Origin of the sequence: Thalassotalea sp. 273M-4 (genome assembly GCF_041410465.1) — a bacterium.
Lineage (GTDB): Bacteria > Pseudomonadota > Gammaproteobacteria > Enterobacterales > Alteromonadaceae > Thalassotalea_A > Thalassotalea_A aquiviva.
This window is the reverse complement of the sequence record NZ_CP166961.1, coordinates 1,536,205-1,552,873: the sequence shown is the minus strand read 5'-3', so window position 1 is coordinate 1,552,873 and position 16,669 is coordinate 1,536,205. Positions and strand designations below refer to the sequence as shown.

At 39.9% G+C, this 16,669-nt stretch carries 15 protein-coding genes and 5 tRNA genes; 14 read left to right on the top strand and 6 right to left on the bottom strand.

Annotated elements, in window-relative coordinates; all coding sequences use genetic code 11:
* Nucleotides 1-45: 45 nt before the first annotated feature.
* Nucleotides 46-669 (bottom strand): hypothetical protein, encoded by a 624-nt coding sequence (locus tag ACAY00_RS06995; RefSeq protein WP_371379117.1) that lies wholly within the window; start codon nt 667-669, stop codon nt 46-48.
* A gap of 215 nt (nt 670-884) precedes the next feature.
* On the opposite strand from ACAY00_RS06995, the gene ACAY00_RS06990 reads away from it, so the two are divergent.
* Entirely contained in the window at nt 885-1,091 is a 207-nt protein-coding gene (locus tag ACAY00_RS06990) for a hypothetical protein (protein ID WP_371379115.1), read from the top strand.
* A gap of 7 nt (nt 1,092-1,098) precedes the next feature.
* Here ACAY00_RS06990 and uvrB read toward each other — a convergent pair whose 3' ends face one another.
* Nucleotides 1,099-3,096, bottom strand: coding sequence for an excinuclease ABC subunit UvrB (gene uvrB, locus ACAY00_RS06985; RefSeq protein WP_371379112.1), 1,998 nt, complete (start codon nt 3,094-3,096; stop codon nt 1,099-1,101).
* Between the two features lie 21 nt (nt 3,097-3,117).
* A complete protein-coding gene (locus ACAY00_RS06980) occupies nt 3,118-4,485 on the bottom strand; it encodes an MATE family efflux transporter (RefSeq protein ID WP_371379109.1) in 1,368 nt (455 codons plus the stop codon).
* A 559-nt stretch (nt 4,486-5,044) separates the two neighbouring features.
* On the opposite strand from ACAY00_RS06980, the gene ACAY00_RS06975 reads away from it, so the two are divergent.
* The 6 genes from ACAY00_RS06975 to ACAY00_RS06950 all read left to right on the top strand — a co-directional run bounded on the left by ACAY00_RS06975 (nt 5,045) and on the right by ACAY00_RS06950 (nt 6,685).
* Nucleotides 5,045-5,120, top strand: a tRNA-Asn gene (locus ACAY00_RS06975).
* A 59-nt stretch (nt 5,121-5,179) separates the two neighbouring features.
* Nucleotides 5,180-5,255: transfer RNA gene (locus ACAY00_RS06970), tRNA-Asn, on the top strand.
* Nucleotides 5,256-5,292: 37 nt separating this feature from the next.
* Nucleotides 5,293-5,368, top strand: a tRNA-Asn gene (locus tag ACAY00_RS06965).
* 37 nt (nt 5,369-5,405) lie between these two features.
* A tRNA-Asn gene (locus tag ACAY00_RS06960) sits at nt 5,406-5,481 on the top strand.
* Nucleotides 5,482-5,518: 37 nt separating this feature from the next.
* Nucleotides 5,519-5,594: transfer RNA gene (locus ACAY00_RS06955), tRNA-Asn, on the top strand.
* Between the two features lie 215 nt (nt 5,595-5,809).
* Nucleotides 5,810-6,685 carry an alpha/beta fold hydrolase gene (locus ACAY00_RS06950; RefSeq protein ID WP_371379106.1) on the top strand — a complete coding sequence of 292 codons (876 nt, stop codon included), beginning with the start codon at nt 5,810-5,812 and terminating at the stop codon, nt 6,683-6,685.
* Nucleotides 6,686-6,792: 107 nt separating this feature from the next.
* On the opposite strand, the gene ACAY00_RS06945 is transcribed toward ACAY00_RS06950, so the two are convergent.
* Both ACAY00_RS06945 and ACAY00_RS06940 read right to left on the bottom strand, forming a co-directional pair.
* Entirely contained in the window at nt 6,793-7,641 is an 849-nt protein-coding gene (locus tag ACAY00_RS06945) for an alpha/beta hydrolase (protein ID WP_371379103.1), read from the bottom strand.
* A gap of 278 nt (nt 7,642-7,919) precedes the next feature.
* On the bottom strand, nt 7,920-8,786 hold the full coding sequence (locus tag ACAY00_RS06940; protein ID WP_371379100.1) for a BadF/BadG/BcrA/BcrD ATPase family protein: 867 nt from the start codon (nt 8,784-8,786) through the stop codon (nt 7,920-7,922).
* A 195-nt stretch (nt 8,787-8,981) separates the two neighbouring features.
* On the opposite strand from ACAY00_RS06940, the gene ACAY00_RS06935 reads away from it, so the two are divergent.
* Complete coding sequence (locus ACAY00_RS06935) at nt 8,982-9,605, top strand: LysE family translocator (protein ID WP_371379603.1); 624 nt, start codon at nt 8,982-8,984, stop codon at nt 9,603-9,605.
* Between the two features lie 4 nt (nt 9,606-9,609).
* Here the strand turns inward: ACAY00_RS06935 and ACAY00_RS06930 are convergent, their stop codons facing one another.
* On the bottom strand, nt 9,610-10,062 hold the full coding sequence (locus ACAY00_RS06930; RefSeq protein WP_371379097.1) for a hypothetical protein: 453 nt from the start codon (nt 10,060-10,062) through the stop codon (nt 9,610-9,612).
* 296 nt (nt 10,063-10,358) lie between these two features.
* Here ACAY00_RS06930 and ccoN point away from each other — a divergent pair, with 296 nt between their 5' ends.
* The 6 genes from ccoN (at nt 10,359) to ACAY00_RS06900 (ending at nt 16,663) form a co-directional block, all read left to right on the top strand.
* Nucleotides 10,359-11,783, top strand: coding sequence for a cytochrome-c oxidase, cbb3-type subunit I (gene ccoN, locus ACAY00_RS06925; protein ID WP_371379094.1), 1,425 nt, complete (start codon nt 10,359-10,361; stop codon nt 11,781-11,783).
* Between the two features lie 10 nt (nt 11,784-11,793).
* Nucleotides 11,794-12,468, top strand: a complete 675-nt coding sequence (ccoO, locus tag ACAY00_RS06920) for a cytochrome-c oxidase, cbb3-type subunit II (protein ID WP_371379091.1) — start codon at nt 11,794-11,796, stop codon at nt 12,466-12,468.
* A 2-nt stretch (nt 12,469-12,470) separates the two neighbouring features.
* Nucleotides 12,471-12,656, top strand: coding sequence for a cbb3-type cytochrome oxidase subunit 3 (locus ACAY00_RS06915; RefSeq protein WP_371379089.1), 186 nt, complete (start codon nt 12,471-12,473; stop codon nt 12,654-12,656).
* Nucleotides 12,649-13,629 (top strand): cytochrome-c oxidase, cbb3-type subunit III, encoded by a 981-nt coding sequence (ccoP, locus tag ACAY00_RS06910; RefSeq protein WP_371379085.1) that lies wholly within the window; start codon nt 12,649-12,651, stop codon nt 13,627-13,629. Before ACAY00_RS06915 ends, ccoP begins: the two co-directional genes overlap by 8 nt.
* 146 nt (nt 13,630-13,775) lie before the next feature.
* Nucleotides 13,776-14,258 (top strand): FixH family protein, encoded by a 483-nt coding sequence (locus tag ACAY00_RS06905; protein ID WP_371379083.1) that lies wholly within the window; start codon nt 13,776-13,778, stop codon nt 14,256-14,258.
* A 2-nt stretch (nt 14,259-14,260) separates the two neighbouring features.
* A complete protein-coding gene (locus ACAY00_RS06900) occupies nt 14,261-16,663 on the top strand; it encodes a heavy metal translocating P-type ATPase (RefSeq protein WP_371379079.1) in 2,403 nt (800 codons plus the stop codon).
* Nucleotides 16,664-16,669: the final 6 nt, after the last annotated feature.

The following is a 16,669-nucleotide window of genomic DNA, read 5'->3' as shown; positions in this document are numbered from 1 at the left end:
AACTACAATTTTTGTTAGCCATGCCTAAATTCCCACACCTAGTTTTTATCTTTTTTCATCGAGTATATGTTGAATTTCATCGAGTTCATCAGAGGTAAAAGTGCCTTGTTTTAACAGATGTTTGATCATCGTTATGGAGCCCGCACTTTGACCTTGGTGGGTAATGAACACATTTTCCCCATCAAGCTTCATCTTCTTTTTGATGATTTTCTTTGATTTTGCCCCATCACTGCTATTTTTACTAAGCTCTATAATAGCGGACTCATCTAATGCTTGTTGATTGATCCCGCTCCCCCCTTTTTCTATCCATTGAAAACTGTCTAAGTAAGGCTTTAATACTTCAATTTTTTTTTGTTGAGTTGAATCCGTCTTTTGCGCCGGATAAAGCGCTTCCATTACCATGTGTTGCTGTGATTGAGGTAATTGCGAAATGGCATATTGTAACTTCTGTTTGTTCGCAAGAACGGCTTTTGGTAAGTTAATACGAAACCGTTCACCATTTTTATCTATTGTCACCTCTGCATTTTGCTCATCTGTGGCGAGAATACTTACCTCCATCATACGTTCGACTTCTTTCGCATTTACAGGAGTAAGCAAAACACTACTGGCAATGACTAAAATACCGATTATTACAGTTCTGAGCTTTTGATTTGCCACGTGTATTTTCATTATTTATTCCTAAGCGATTAGATACCAGCATTAACTTTTAATTGACCTAGCTTAAATTTGTAACAATTTTGCTTCGAATTAGTCAAGATTTATTAACACGTTATTCTAAAATAACCGCCATAACCTGAGTTTTATAAGCTTATTCGATGAATAACTTGCGGTAAATCGCTGGATTTCACCTAAAATTAGAAAAGATATTGATTTAAGGAGGTCGTATGGAGTCGATATGGCAACATCATGCAGAGCATCTAGGTGAACTTGTCAACGCAAAAGACGAGTTACAAGCTCACTTATTTTTAGAACAATTAATGCTCTTCCCTGTAGATATTCAAGATAAAATCATCAACGATATTGCAAGTCTAGGTAAGTGTAAAACCGAAGATATTGAAGAAATCCTCAGTTACTATGCCAGCCGGGTATAATAACAGCCTAGGTTTTTAGCTGGATTTCACGAAGCTTAGCAATTTCGTCACGCAGTGCAGCCGCTTTTTCGAATTCTAAATTGCGGGCAAGATCAAACATTTCGTTTTCTAGGCTGGCAACTTTTTTATCAATTTCATCGGTAGATAAAATAACTTGTTGTTCAACTGGTTCAGCAACTTTTAAGCCACCCTTACCAACTCCGGTATCAACCCCCATAATATCGCCAATTTTTTTATTTAACCCTTTTGGCGTGATCTTGTTATCTATATTATGTTGTTGCTGTTTTTCACGGCGGCGATTGGTTTCATCTATTGCCTTTTTCATCGACTTGGTAATGCTATCGGCATATAAAATTGCTTTGCCTTCAAGGTTACGAGCAGCACGCCCAATAGTTTGAATTAACGAGCGCTCAGAACGTAAGAAGCCTTCTTTGTCTGCATCTAAAATAGCCACCAAGGATACTTCTGGCATATCCAGGCCTTCGCGCAATAAGTTAATTCCAATTAACACATCAAACACACCTAAACGTAAATCTCGAATAATTTCCATTCTCTCGACTGTATCTATGTCAGAATGAAGATAACGAGACTTAACGCCAGCTTCGGTAACATACTCGGCTAAATCTTCAGCCATACGTTTGGTTAACGTCGTCGCCAGTACCCTTTCACCTTTTGCGATTCGGATTTTTATCTCTGACAATAAGTCATCGACTTGCGTCGCAACCGGCCTTACTTCAATTTCAGGATCTAATAACCCGGTCGGTCTGACCACCTGCTCAGCCACTTCACCACCCGATTTTTCTAATTCGTATTGACTTGGCGTCGCCGACACATAAATCGTTTGCGGCGATATCGCCGTAAATTCGTCAAACTTCATTGGTCTATTGTCTAGCGCTGAGGGCAGTCTAAAACCATATTCAACCAGGTTTTCTTTGCGCGAACGATCGCCTTTATACATCGCCCCTATTTGAGGCACGGTAACATGCGACTCATCAATAATTAATAAGCCATCATCGGGCAAGTAATCAAATAAAGTCGGGGGCGCCTCACCTGGTCCACGACCCGATAGGTAACGCGAATAGTTTTCAATGCCAGAACAGTAGCCCAACTCGGTCATCATTTCGATATCAAATTGGGTTCGCTGAACAATGCGTTGTTCTTCAACCAATTTATTATTGTCTTTAAGCTGGGCTGAGCGTTCTTTTAATTCCACTTTAATCTGCTCAACCGCATTTAAAATTTTCTCTCGCGGGGTCGCATAGTGCGTTTTAGGGTATATCGTAACGCGAGGTAAAATTCGTTCAACATCACCGGTTAAAGGATCAAATTGACTTATACGTTCTACTTCTTCATCAAATAACTCAACTCGAATGGCAAGACGATCAGATTCTGCAGGGAATATATCAATAACATCACCACGCACCCGATAAGTCGCTCGTTGAAAAGCTACATCGTTTCGAGTGTACTGCAGCTCAGCTAAGCGCCGTAAAATATCGCGCTGATTAATAATGTCACCTTGTGATAAATGTAACATCATTTTTAAATAAGAATCGGGGTCACCCAAACCATATATCGCCGATACCGAGGCAATAATAATAACGTCTCGTCGCTCGAGCAAAGCTTTGGTTGCCGACAAACGCATTTGCTCAATATGCTCATTAATTGAAGCGTCTTTTTCAATAAATGTATCCGTCGTGGGTACATAAGCTTCTGGCTGATAATAATCGTAATAAGAAACAAAATACTCTACTGCGTTATTTGGGAAAAACTCTTTCATCTCACCATATAACTGTGCAGCCAACGTTTTATTGGGTGCGAGTAACATTGTTGGTCTATTTTGCTGAGCAATAACATTGGCAATGGTGAATGTTTTACCCGAACCTGTTACCCCTAATAAGGTTTGATGCGCCAAACCACTGTCTAAACCATCAATAAGTTTAGCGATAGCGGTAGGTTGATCGCCACTGGGTTTGTATTCAGAAACAATTTGTAAATCACGGCTCATAACGACAGGTTCTCGAATATCTTAAGGTTGGGCTAACGGTTTTGCAGAATTATATTGTTGGGTGAATAAATGGTACGACAACATAGCCATACATAAGTTACCAATTACCGCGCCAATAAAAAAGCCCTTAAGGCCAAACAATACACTCCCCATATAGGCAAGTGGTACATAAAAAATAAATAAACGAATGATGCTAAGTAATAAGGCCACCATAGGTTTGTGTAAGGCATTAAACGATGAATTAGTTAAAATGATGATACCTTGTAAGCCATAACTTAGCGGTAAAATCCAAATAAATAGCTCGATGATTTGAGCCACACTTTGTTCTTTTGCAAAAATATCGGCAATAAAAGGGGCTAGAAAAAGCAATAATAAATACACCCCTAATTGCCATATCAATACAAAACGCGTACTAACCATATACCCTTCTTTCACCCGTTCAGGTTTTCCTGCGCCAAGGTTTTGGCTTATAAAAGGCGGTAAAGTCATCGATAATGCTAACACCACCAAACAAGCAATAGACTCAATGCGAGAACCTACACCGAATGCCGCAACAGCTGACTCACCGTATCGAGCGACAATTGCGGTCATAATCGCGGCAGCAATTGGGGTTAACATATTGGCACCGGCAGCCGGTAGGCCAATAGATAAAATTCGTCGACTGGCTTTTTTCACCAAATCAACAGAAGGCAACGATAAATGTATAAGCTTTCGTTGAAACCCTAAAATATAAAAAATAAAGACTAAGCCAAACGCCCAAGACACTAATGTCGCCAATGCAGCCCCTTGAATACCCATAGCGGGAACAGGACCAAAGCCAAAAATAAAGATAGGATCCATTATTGCGTTAATAAGACCGGCACTGCCCATAACAATACTTGGGGTATAGGTATCACCAGAAGCGCGTAAAATGGCATTGCCAATCATTGGGCCAATTAAACCGACACTGCCTAAAAACCATAAATCCATATAGTCATGAATTAACGGTAGCAAGCTTTCTTTAGCGCCCAGTAATAAAAATATGGGGTCAGAAAGTAAATAGCCGACACTTGATAATATGGCAACGATTATCGACGTTAATAATAACGCAACCGTCGCATTGTCTCTGGCATCGTCTTCATCCCCTGTCCCTAGTGCTTTTGCAATAACCGCCGATGTTCCGATGCCTAAACCTATCGCCAGGCTAATTACCGTAAAAGTAATGGGAAAAGTGAAACTAATGGCGGCAAGAGGCTGGGTACCCAGCAAACTGACAAAAAACGTATCCACTAAATTAAACGTCATCAGTAAAATCATACCGTAGGTCATTGGTATGGTCATATTCTTAAGGGTGATACTGACGGGGCCGTTTAGTAAGTCTTGTTTTTTCTTGTTTACCGAGTTGCTCATTCGCGCCTTTTTCTATTGATAGGAGAAAACCTGACTATTGTAGAAGATAGTCGTTTGACTGGCTATTTATATTCTTACTTTTTAATAATACGACATTATCTAAGCCGTATAATAAATGGTTGCATAAGATTAAGCGCTAACAAATGAGAATATGGCCTATCTTGCTGGATAAACTAAATCAAATTGCAATGCGTAATGGACAGTTTAAGGGGGACTTAAACTAAACAGTAAACTTTTCTGGACCTGGTTTAAAAGGAAAAGACATAACTTGTTCAAATATCGACCCAAACAAAAAATACATGTATAACATAGAGTTACAAATGTACTAATAAACCAACCACAATATTATCCACAGCTTTAGTGGATAACTTAGGAAACGACAACATCCTTTTAATAAGCAATCGAAAAAGCTCTGAAAGCTAATAATCAGACACTGTTTGTATGCAAAACAAGCAAACGATACGTGTTTTAAAAAAATAATGTTTTTTAGTGTTGACAGGCTCTAAGGAGATAGATAATATTCCGCCCCGTTAGCAAGACACACCTTGCAAGTAACAATTCCTCAATAGCTCAGTTGGTAGAGCAACGGACTGTTAATCCGTTTGTCCCTGGTTCAAGTCCAGGTTGAGGAGCCAAATTATTAAATAATGGCTTTAAGCATCAAGCGAAAGCGGTTATATTTATAAAGAACAATTCCTCAATAGCTCAGTTGGTAGAGCAACGGACTGTTAATCCGTTTGTCCCTGGTTCAAGTCCAGGTTGAGGAGCCAAATTCGAAGTAGTTGGTAATCTACTCTAAAAAATTATTCCTCAATAGCTCAGTTGGTAGAGCAACGGACTGTTAATCCGTTTGTCCCTGGTTCAAGTCCAGGTTGAGGAGCCAAATTCGTAGTAGTTAGTAATCTACTCTAAAAAATTATTCCTCAATAGCTCAGTTGGTAGAGCAACGGACTGTTAATCCGTTTGTCCCTGGTTCAAGTCCAGGTTGAGGAGCCAAATTCGAAGTAGTTAGTAATCTACTCTAAAAAATTATTCCTCAATAGCTCAGTTGGTAGAGCAACGGACTGTTAATCCGTTTGTCCCTGGTTCAAGTCCAGGTTGAGGAGCCAATACAAAGGCCTGCATTTTTGCAGGCCTTTTTCTTTTCTGTCATAAAAATCCTCTCTTGGTTTTATTCTTTAATTGTAAATTCAACAATTGAATTCCTAGAACAACGATCTATGTTAATTTATGTATACGTTATGGCTCTATTTGAAAAAAGCCAAATCCTAAGGTAATTTCTGATAAGATAAGTCTTGCTAATATCAACCACAAAAGTCATCTGATGAACAAACCACTCTTTTTAATCACCTTTTTTATCTTATCTTGTTTTCATACGGTTTCAGCAGCAAAGCAATCGCCCACACATCAAGTTGCCCTAGCCTTTGATGGTGAACAAATCGCATACAATGTTTACGGTGAAGGCAGTTTATCGCTAGTGTTTGTGCATGGTTGGAGTTGTGATAGCCGTTATTGGCAAGAACAAATTGAGCTATTTGCGCAAAACTATCAAGTGATTACCATTGACCTTGTTGGGCATGGTCATTCGTCTTTAACTAGAGAAGATCACACCATGATGGCGTTTGCAAAAGATGTGAGTAGCGTCCTAATCAATGAAGGGGTTAATAAAGCGATTTTAATTGGCCATTCTATGGGGGGAACGGTCATCACCCAAGCTGCCTTATTATCACCTAAACAAGTGATTGGGGTGATTGGCGTTGATACCTTACATGACGTATCTTCCGTACTTTCAGCGCAAGATATCACAAATAGCGTTAAACCATTTGAAAATAACTTTATTAAAGCGTCACAGAATTTTGTTGTATCAATGTTTCCAAGTGATAGCGATCCCAATTTAGTAACTTGGGTTAAGGAAGATATGTCATCTGCGCCTAAAGATATCGCAATTAATGCTTTTACAAATTATTTTACCGTTTACCAAAATGGCGCATTAAATAAGGCCGTTAAAGAGCTCAAAATCCCCTTGGTATCCATCAATGCAAAGCTATGGCCAACGAATGTTGATAACAACCAAGCACACATCAATGACTATAAGCTCTTCTATATCAGTAATACAGGGCACTTCCCAATGTTAGAAAAGCCAGTGGCGTTTAACCAACTGCTTACAAAAGCTATCGAATACATTAGTGCAAAACAATAACCACTATGGACCGTGGCTTTCAAGTTTAACGCCATCGGCTTAAAACAATCGAATGACACAAAGTCTTGTGTCATTCGCTTTACACATTCAATCGCTTAAAAAGAGCACTATTTTGCCAGTAAGCCAAAGGCATTCACAACGAATTCGCTTTTCATAATACGGCCATGACCCTGCCCCTTCGCAACAAGTAAGCTAACGTTATCAATTTCATTTTCGGCTCTTTGCGATTCACCAAAGTCGGCAAATCTATCATTAGGATCGTGTACAATAACCGTGCTGGATTGTCTTAGCTTCAATTTATTAAATGGATCTATTGATTGCAATGGGTAACTGTATTCTTGTTCAACCTTAGCGACAACGGCGTTAAATAAGCGCATTGAATAGCCTGAGCGTTTTATAGAACCAAATAGGTTATCTAAGTAATTCAGTACCGGAGCAATCAGCAACAAAGGCTTGTCTTTAATTTTTTCGTGACGACACTCTATAACGGCTGCCGTCCCCATACTATGGCCTATGACACCTGCAACCTCATCGACTGAATCAAGAATCGCCTCTAAGCCATGTACAAAAGCAGGTATATGGCCGACTTCTCCTTCACTAAGACCATGAGCAGGATGATCATAAGAGATGGCCGTATAACCTTGTTTTGCAACATGCTCCATTAAGGGATAAAACTGATTAGCACTTCCCGACCAACCATGTGTCAGTACCCAAACGGGACCATCACCTAACCGATACGTATTTAGTGCGCCTTCATTGCACAATACAGTACTTTTTATCAAACCTTGTGGTTCTGGATTTTTCGGTTTCATTCGTACCGGTGTTAGTAAGAGTTTTCGAGCCGTTTTTTCTGCGTGTTTTGGCGCAACTCTATGATGAATGCGTGTAGTCAAATTTATCACACTCTTTTTAAAACTAAATTTATCGCCTGTATTAAAATAAATCTTAGCGCTCATTATTTTCCTTAAATCTATCGTAAGAACGTTCTTCCTTCATTTATTAGAAGAAATATATTCATATTGTTATCAGTAATTTAGAGATGTTTGATATTTAAATTGTTATCTGTAATTTAGAGATTTCTGATATTTAAATTGTTAAAAACACGGCTAATGTCTCGTAAATAATACCCACGCCTTATCAACAAGGCTTTGAGCGTTTCAATTTAACTGAAGACATTTTTAATTTGTAAAATGAACAAACAGCGAATGCTCTTTGTATAGCCAGTTTCTTAAATTCATTCTAAATTCATTGCGAGAATCGCCGCACCATATTCTGGTGAAGAAATCGCCGTACTTAACTGCTTTTGACTGTTTGGCGAAAGCCAAGGGTAGATCGATTCACTCAATCCACCTAGCATTGAAAGTCGCAAAGGAGACTCATTCAAAACTTGCTCAATTAACTTATCAAAGTATGTTGCGGCTTGTTTGATGATCTTTACAGCGGCTTGGTTGCCTTGGTTTGCTAGAGTTACAACCTGTGGCGCTAATTGCGCAAATAAACTTGAAGGGGCATTTAACGAATGACTTATAATATCGGTGGCTTTGTTCGTTTTAAAAAAGGTATAGACACTCTCACATAAATCACAACGAGAATGTAACCCGTCACTTTCTTCTAAGGTGTAACGAAGAGCTTGTAATCCTATCCACGCACCACTGCCTTTATCACCGAGTAAAAAGCCATGACCACCAAATTCTTTCACTTTGTTGTCAACTAATCTTATTCCGGCAGAGCCTGTGCCAGCAACGATCACCGCGCCATCACCATGATGTGCACCAATACACGCAATATATAGATCGGTTTCAATCCTAAATTTTTTAAAAGGATGCGCCCAACCCTGCATTTGTGCTTTCACCTCGGGCAAGTTGGCTCCAGCAACACCAGCCACCACAGTCAAATCTTTGATGTTTAGATTTAAGTTAGATTGTTTTAAAGCTTTTTTGGCAACCTCAACAATATAATGCTGGCACAAGGTCAAATTAATAACAGCATTAGCAGAATCTGAGGTGCTCTTTGCAACGAACATACCTTTGCTATCAACTAAACGAGCATTACACTTAGTACCACCGGCATCAATCCCTAAAAAGTATTGCAAATTATCCACAGTATCTCCTTTAGCCATCCGACTTTTGACAAATTTAGCCAATTAAATCGAACAAGTCCGAATAAAATAACACATTATCCCTGTTACATTCCTCTATAGGCAAGATGTAAAGCTAATTTGTTTGTATAGGAGAAGGGATAAGTAGAAAGTTATTCATAAAATGCGTATTATTTGGCAAATTTCTAAATATATTGCATTATGGAAGCATCAACCCTCGCTTTATTCATTTCAACCTTTTTCTTTGTTTCTATTACCCCAGGTATGTGTATGACCCTCGCTCTAACGCTAGGCATGAGCATTGGTGTGCGACGTACCATGTGGATGATGGTAGGAGAACTTCTAGGGGTCGCAACTGTTGCTATTGCTGCCGTTATAGGTGTTGCCACTATCATGCTAAAAGTACCTGAAATTTTTATTGTTTTTAAAATTATTGGGGCTTTGTATTTGGCCTATTTAGGCATACAAATGTGGCTATCTAAAGGTAAGATGGCCATTTCTTTGACGCCCTCAAAACAACAATTGGTTTCTGCTAAAAGGTTATTAAGCCAAGGTTTTATTACCGCTGTGGCAAACCCAAAAGGATGGGCATTTATGATTTCTTTGCTCCCCCCCTTTATCAACTCTGACGCCGCATTAGCTCCGCAATTAACCATTTTATTGGCCATCATTTTAGTGTCAGAATTTATCTGTATGATGCTCTATGCAACAGGTGGGAAATCACTTGGATTACTTATTTCTAAATCTGAAAATGTACGCCTAATGAACCGAATCTCTGGTACCTTAATGATAGGAGTCAGTGTGTGGTTGGCAATGAGCTAATCGCTTAATTTTGATAACTAACAAAATTAAACATCAGAGTTTGTGTTTTTTCACCTTGTTTAATATTAACAAACATAGTCCATACCATTTGAGGGTCTGTGCATGCGCCGAGCATGGTTTTGGCGATAAAATGCGTGTTGTTAGGCTTAAAAAACAAAGGGACTTTGCCCATATACATATCGCGCCCTTCTATCCAAGCCGATTTAATATCTTTTAGCTCAATTGAACCTAAAGTCAGTTGAAATTCAATTTCTTGCTCGCTCAAAATTCGCTTTGGTAAAGCCGTTAATTCAGCGCTACCAAACAAAGTCTCTTGAGTACAAACTTGGTGTTCAAAAGCACACAGGCTTGGGATTAATTTTGTTGTATTTTCATTGTATGACGCCAGGTTAAAAGTGAAATAACCCAGCCCGAATAAGAACAAAACCGTTAAAAAAATGTAAAAAGACTTAAGCACCCGTTTTTACTCGCTCGCAGACTTGATTAAACGGCTATTATTAAGGAAATGAATCAATTTTGCACACATTGTTAAACTTTTTGAAAACATTTACTTGATCCACATCATATTTTTACCATCATCTAATGACATTAGGGGGCAGAATCTATATTATCGCCCACTAAAAATAAACAGTTTTACCGACTGTGCATTTTTTGAACTATAACTAATAGACATGCCTTATACTTACGGTTTGTAAACAAGCATGAGCTATTATTTCTCATAACGATATAATTATAAATGTGGAACCATTATATATGAGTCAAAACAATCTGACAGAAATGGATTACAACTATAAAGTTGTTCGCCAATTTACTGTAATGACTGTTATTTGGGGTATAGTTGGCACATTAGTGGGTGTAATTATTGCGGCACAATTAATTTGGCCGGCTCTAAACTTCGACACTCCGTGGCTAACGTATTCTCGTTTACGTCCTTTACATACTAATGCGGTGATTTTTGCCTTTGGTACAAGTGCCTTATTTGCAACATCTTATTATGTTGTCCAACGTACCTGTAAAACGGCATTATTTGGTGGCAAGCTTGTGCCATTTACCTTCTGGGGCTGGCAAGCTGTTATTGTTTCTGCCGCTATCACTCTGCCACTTGGTCTTACCTCTTCAAAAGAGTATGCTGAATTAGAATGGCCAATTGACATTCTTATTGCCCTAGTTTGGGTTTCTTACGCAATCGTCTTCTTTGGTACGCTTATCAAGCGTAAAACGTCTCATATATATGTGGCCAACTGGTTCTTTGGTGGTTTCATCATCACAGTCGCTGTTCTACATATTGGTAACTCAATGGCAATCCCATTAACGTTAACCAAATCATACTCGCTATACTCTGGCGCTATTGATGCCATGATGCAATGGTGGTACGGTCACAATGCTGTTGGCTTCCTGCTAACCGCTGGCTTCCTAGGTATGATGTATTACTTTGTACCAAAGCAAGCTGAACGCCCTGTTTACTCATACCGTTTATCGATTGTTCACTTTTGGGCTCTAGTATCTTTATACATCTGGGCTGGTCCGCATCACCTTCACTACACAGCACTACCTGACTGGACTCAAAGCTTAGGTATGGTTATGTCTGTTGTTTTATTCTTACCATCTTGGGGTGGTATGATTAACGGTATTATGACGTTATCTGGTGCATGGCATAAACTTCGCCATGATCCAATCTTACGTTTCTTAATCGTTTCATTGTCTTTCTACGGTATGTCTACCTTCGAAGGTCCAATGATGGCAATCAAATCAGTGAATGCATTATCTCACTACACAGACTGGACTGTTGGTCACGTTCACTCTGGTGCGCTTGGCTGGGTTGCTATGATTTCAATTGGTGCGGTGTATCACCTAATCCCAGTGCTATTTAACCAAGGTCGTATGTACAGTATTAAGCTTATCAACATTCACTTCTGGTTACATACTACTGGTATTGTTCTTTACATTGTTGCTATGTGGATTTCAGGCGTAATGCAAGGTTTAATGTGGCGTGCAGTAAATACTGACGGTACGTTAACCTACAGCTTCGTAGAAAGTTTACAAGCATCGTACCCATTCTACTTCATTCGTTTTGTTGGCGGTTGTTTTGTCGTAGCTGGTTTCCTTCTAATGGCTTACAACATGTTCAAAACTATCGGTGCAAAAGACGGTAGTTTAGAAAAAGAAGCGGTTGCGTAAGGAGAATACAATGTCAATGAATAAACATGAAAAAGTAGAAAAACACGTTGGTTGGTTCTTCATTATTACCATCATGGCAATCAGTATTGGTGGTTTAGTTGAAATCACCCCGCTGTTTTTCCAAAAAGAAACCACCCAACCTGTTGAAAGTCTGCGTCCTTACACAGCGCTTGAAATGGAAGGTCGTGATATTTACATTCGTGAAGGATGTAATAACTGTCACTCTCAAATGATCCGCCCATTTCGTGCTGAAACTGAGCGTTACGGTCATTACAGTGTTGCTGGTGAATCTGTGTGGGAACACCCTTTCTTATGGGGTTCTAAGCGTACTGGTCCAGATTTGGCTCGTGTTGGTCAACGTTATTCTGACGACTGGCACTACGCTCATTTAATGGATCCTCGTTCTGTGGTACCTGAGTCAAACATGCCAGGCTACCCATGGTTAGCAGAAACGCCTATTAGTAATGAACTTTCTGCTAAGAAGATGAAATTATTTAACCAATTAACAAAAAATCGCAGCCACAAAGATGAGAATGGTAACTTCATTCCGCTTTACTCGGCTGAAGATATTGCTAATGCGGGTAAAGAATTCGCCACAACGAAAAGTATTACTGGTAAGGACTCTCTACAAGAGATTGATGCCCTTATCGCTTATTTACAATCACTTGGTCATGCGTTGAAATAATTATGGATTATGGCACCTTACGAGGCATTTTTACGGTTTTAATCTTTGTACTATTTATCATCATAGTGCTATGGGCTTACAGCAGAAAGCGTAAAGACTCATTTGATGAAGCCGCTAAATCTATATTAGAAGACGACGAGAAAGACAAACAAGTAGATAAAAAACAGGAGACTAATAATAATGTCTAGCTTCTGGAGTATATGGATAACCGTCTTAACCTTAGGTACGCTTATTGGCTGTATCATCATCTTACGCTGGTGTATGAAAAACTTCACCGGCGTTGAAGAAGGTAAGCCAATGGACCACGAGTTCGATGGTATCCAAGAGTTAAACAATCCACTACCTAAATGGTGGAGTACATTCTTCCTTGTTACCATTATTTGGGGTTTTGGTTATCTTGCTCTTTACCCTGGTTTAGGTAACTACGAAGGGTTATTTAAATGGCGCAGCTCAAACCAAGACGTTGCTAACATTGTGGACTCAAAAGAAAAAGCAGCCGCGGCTAAAGACGCTGGCATGTTGATTCAATATGACCGCGAAGTGAACCAAGCGGAAGAGCGCTACGGGCCAATTTTTGCTGAGTACGCAAGTCAATCGGTAGAACAGCTAAGTAAAAACGAAGAAGCCTTAAAAATTGGCCAACGTTTGTATTTACAAAACTGTTCGCAATGTCATGGTTCCGATGCGAAAGGCACCGTAGGCTTCCCTAACTTAACGGATACTGATTGGTTATACGGTGGCACGGGTGCTGATATTGAACACACCCTACTTTACGGTCGTAAAGCCAACGGTATGATTGCTTGGAAAGACATGCTAGGTGGTGAACAAGGCGTTAAAGAAGTTACAGCCTATGTAATAAGCCTTAACCCAGAACGCGCTGATAAAGTTAACGCTGACCTGGCTGCTAAAGGTGAACAAAAGTTTGCTATGTGTGCTGCGTGTCACGGTGATCAAGGCCAAGGTAGTTTAGCAATGGGTATGCCTTTAGGCGCCCCTGCCCTAAACGACAACATTTGGTTATACGGTGGTTCTGAACGTGCAATTGAAGAGTCTATCCGTAACGGCCGTGCTGGCGTGATGCCTGCTTGGAAAAGCATTCTTGGTGAAGATAAAATACGTGTGATCAGCGCATACGTATACAGCCTATCGCAACCAGAATAACCTTCGCTTTTGTTAACAACCCTGTATAGAAATTCTATACAGGGTTTTATTTTACCTAAGTATCAGTAAAAGAGTCCTTATACGAGTAATCGTGATAGAATGCTTACTCGTATAATGATTATTAAAAAGAGATTTGAGTTACTTTTATGCAAACACCTTGGTATAAAGAGCCTTGGGCTTATTTAGTTTTTATCCTTCCCATAAGTGCTGTTGTTGCGGGTATTACCACCCTTATTATCGCTAATACCAACCCAGATACGGTTGTTGTTGATGATTATTACAAAAAAGGCAAAAGCATAAATCAAGACATTCGTAAATTTAAAATGGCCGAAAAACTTGGCATTCGTTTTAATATGCATATCAGCGACAATGAAATTGTGCTGATACCAACAGGCATTGAAAAAACATTCCCAGTGTTAAATGTAAACTTTTACCATTCAACCTTAAGCCATCGCGATTTTGATTTAAAACTTACCCGCGATGGTAATGGACATTATCGTCAACAATTTGACCAAGACGTAAACGGCAAATGGCGAGTATCTATTACCCCGTTTGACGATAAGTGGCGTATGCAAACAATCGTTGCATTACCTCAAGTACAACCTACCGAATTTGAAATGCAATACTAACTATGAACGGATGTTTTCATTGTGGCGAATCCATTCCGCCAGGGCTAAAACTGTTTGTAAACATCGATGATAAAGATCAACCTATGTGCTGCTATGGCTGTCAAGCTGTGGCCCAGGCCATTGTTGAAAATGATCTACAAGATTATTATCGTTTTCGTACAGAAAAAAATAAAAAAGTTGACGAAGTCATTCCTCAGGCTTTGCTCGAACAACCTTCTGGTAATGATTTTATCAACGATGAATCGTTACAAAGTGAGTTTACCCACGATGCTGAACAAGGGCGAGAAACCATATTATCCATCGATGGTATGGCTTGCGCTGCCTGTGCATGGCTAATTGAAAAACAAGTTCAAAAACAACCCGGTGTGGTTAAAATTCAGGTCAATGCAACAAGTCAAAGAGCAACGGTTTGTTGGCAACCTGATACCGTACAACTGAGCGACATTCTTAATCTTATCCAGAAAATTGGTTACCAAGCTCTGCCTTTTAAAGCCAACTTAAACGAGCAAAAAAACGAACAACAAGCTAAAGCCTTTATTCGTCGCCTTGGGGTCAGTGGCATTTTAACCATGCAGGTAATGATGGTTGCCTTTGGTTTATATTTTGGTGCCTTTAGCGACCTAGCTGAGCACAATCTGACTTACCTTCGTGGGACCAGTTTTGTGCTGACTTTACCTATTGTGACCTATGGCGCATTGCCATTTCATATTGGCGCATACAAAGCGTTAAAAGCCAAACATTTATCGATGGACGTTCCGGTTTCCATTGCCATTATTTTGGCCTTTATCGCCAGCAGTTATGCGACTTTCACTCAATCTGGTGAAGTTTACTTTGAGTCGGTAAGTATGTTTACTTTCTTACTGCTTATTGGCAAATTTTTAGAGTTTAGGGCGCGAGCGCGAGCCGCCGAGGTGTCTGCAAATTTATTAAAACTTATGCCTCTAACCGCAACCAAGCTGGTGCAAGGCTGTGAGCAAATTGTCAGTGCTAAGTCCTTAGTTGCTTTGGATCAGGTGAGTATTAAACCAGGTGAGACCATTGCGGGCGATGGTGTAATTGTTGATGGTAATTCGAGTATCAACGAAGCCATGCTAACGGGAGAGCATGACCCCATTGATAAAAGCATTGGCGACGCTGTGTTTGCTGGGACGGTTAACGGCGATGGCAATTTGGTGGTCGAAATTAGTAAACCTAATGCGGAAAGTTTTTTAACCAACTTGATTCGCTTAAGCGAGTCCGCACAAGCGTACAAACCCAAAATAGCCAAATTATCCGACAGGATTGCACAATACTTTGTTGCCTTGGTGTTAGTCACCTCAAGCGCGACCGCATTGTATTGGTATCAAACCGAGCCACAAGACGCGTTTTGGATCGCCTTATCTGTATTGGTTGCAACCTGCCCTTGCGCCTTATCGCTTGCTACCCCAACCGCATTAACGTGTGGCACCATCAGTTTAAATCGCCAAGGGATTTTGATTAAAAACGCGCATGTTTTAGAAACCGTGCCCAAGCTTAATCGAGTCGCTTTTGATAAAACAGGTACCCTGACCCAAGGTCAATTTAGCCTTGATCGGCTAGTACGCGAGCCAAACTTTGAGCAGTTTAGTGACAACGACATTCTTGCGATTGCATCAACATTAGAGTCTCGTTCCGAGCATCCTATTGCCAAAGCCTTTTTATCATATCGAGATCATAGCGTAGCCATAGAAAACATAAAAGTTATCCCAGGTTGCGGTATTGAAGGGAAATATCAAGGTCAAACGATTCTGATTGGCAAATTTGAATGGGTTAAAAACTTTGCCAAAGTAAACTCAGCATACGATGATGCTCAGTGTATTTTGATATTAAATGGGCAATGCGTTGCTGCTTTTTATTTAAAAGACAGCATTCGAGACGATGCAGTGCTCGTTTTAGAGACGTTAAAACAACATCAAATCGAACCCATGCTCATAAGTGGAGACTCTAAAAAAGGGGTTGATGTATTTCTACAGCAACTCCCCATTAACGATGCTCACAGTGCTTGTAGTGCCCAAGATAAATTGAACATTATTGAACAACAGCAACGCCAGGGTAATCATTTAGCCATGGTTGGCGATGGGGTTAATGACTCCCCCGTATTCGCGGCAGCGCACGTATCGATAGCTATGGGCAGTGGCACCGAAATAGCGAAAAGTGGTGCCGATGTTATTTTATTAAACAATAAGTTGTCGTCTATATTAGCTCTTTGTCAGATCAGTGATAAAACCAATCGTATCATTCGGCAAAACTTTGGTTGGGCTTTTGCCTATAACGCCATCGTATTACCGCTTGCGGTTGCTGGCTTTATTACCCCATATCTGGCAGTATTAGGCATGTCTGCAAGTTCTATTATTGTGGTCAGCAATTCACTAAGATTATTAAAATAACGGGTC

Bases quoted from the DNA above. Each gene is read 5' to 3' on its own strand.
- ccoN (WP_371379094.1), top strand. From the start codon at position 10,359: ATGAGTCAAAACAATCTGACAGAAATGGATTACAACTATAAAGTTGTT.
- ACAY00_RS06900 (WP_371379079.1), top strand. From the start codon at position 14,261: ATGAACGGATGTTTTCATTGTGGCGAATCCATTCCGCCAGGGCTAAAA.
- ACAY00_RS06950 (WP_371379106.1), top strand. From the start codon at position 5,810: ATGAACAAACCACTCTTTTTAATCACCTTTTTTATCTTATCTTGTTTT.
- ACAY00_RS06905 (WP_371379083.1), top strand. From the start codon at position 13,776: ATGCAAACACCTTGGTATAAAGAGCCTTGGGCTTATTTAGTTTTTATC.
- ACAY00_RS06995 (WP_371379117.1), bottom strand. From the start codon at position 669: ATGAAAATACACGTGGCAAATCAAAAGCTCAGAACTGTAATAATCGGT.
- ACAY00_RS06945 (WP_371379103.1), bottom strand. From the start codon at position 7,641: ATGAGCGCTAAGATTTATTTTAATACAGGCGATAAATTTAGTTTTAAA.
- ACAY00_RS06980 (WP_371379109.1), bottom strand. From the start codon at position 4,485: ATGAGCAACTCGGTAAACAAGAAAAAACAAGACTTACTAAACGGCCCC.
- ACAY00_RS06915 (WP_371379089.1), top strand. From the start codon at position 12,471: ATGGATTATGGCACCTTACGAGGCATTTTTACGGTTTTAATCTTTGTA.
- ccoP (WP_371379085.1), top strand. From the start codon at position 12,649: ATGTCTAGCTTCTGGAGTATATGGATAACCGTCTTAACCTTAGGTACG.
- ccoO (WP_371379091.1), top strand. From the start codon at position 11,794: ATGTCAATGAATAAACATGAAAAAGTAGAAAAACACGTTGGTTGGTTC.
- uvrB (WP_371379112.1), bottom strand. From the start codon at position 3,096: ATGAGCCGTGATTTACAAATTGTTTCTGAATACAAACCCAGTGGCGAT.
- ACAY00_RS06990 (WP_371379115.1), top strand. From the start codon at position 885: ATGGAGTCGATATGGCAACATCATGCAGAGCATCTAGGTGAACTTGTC.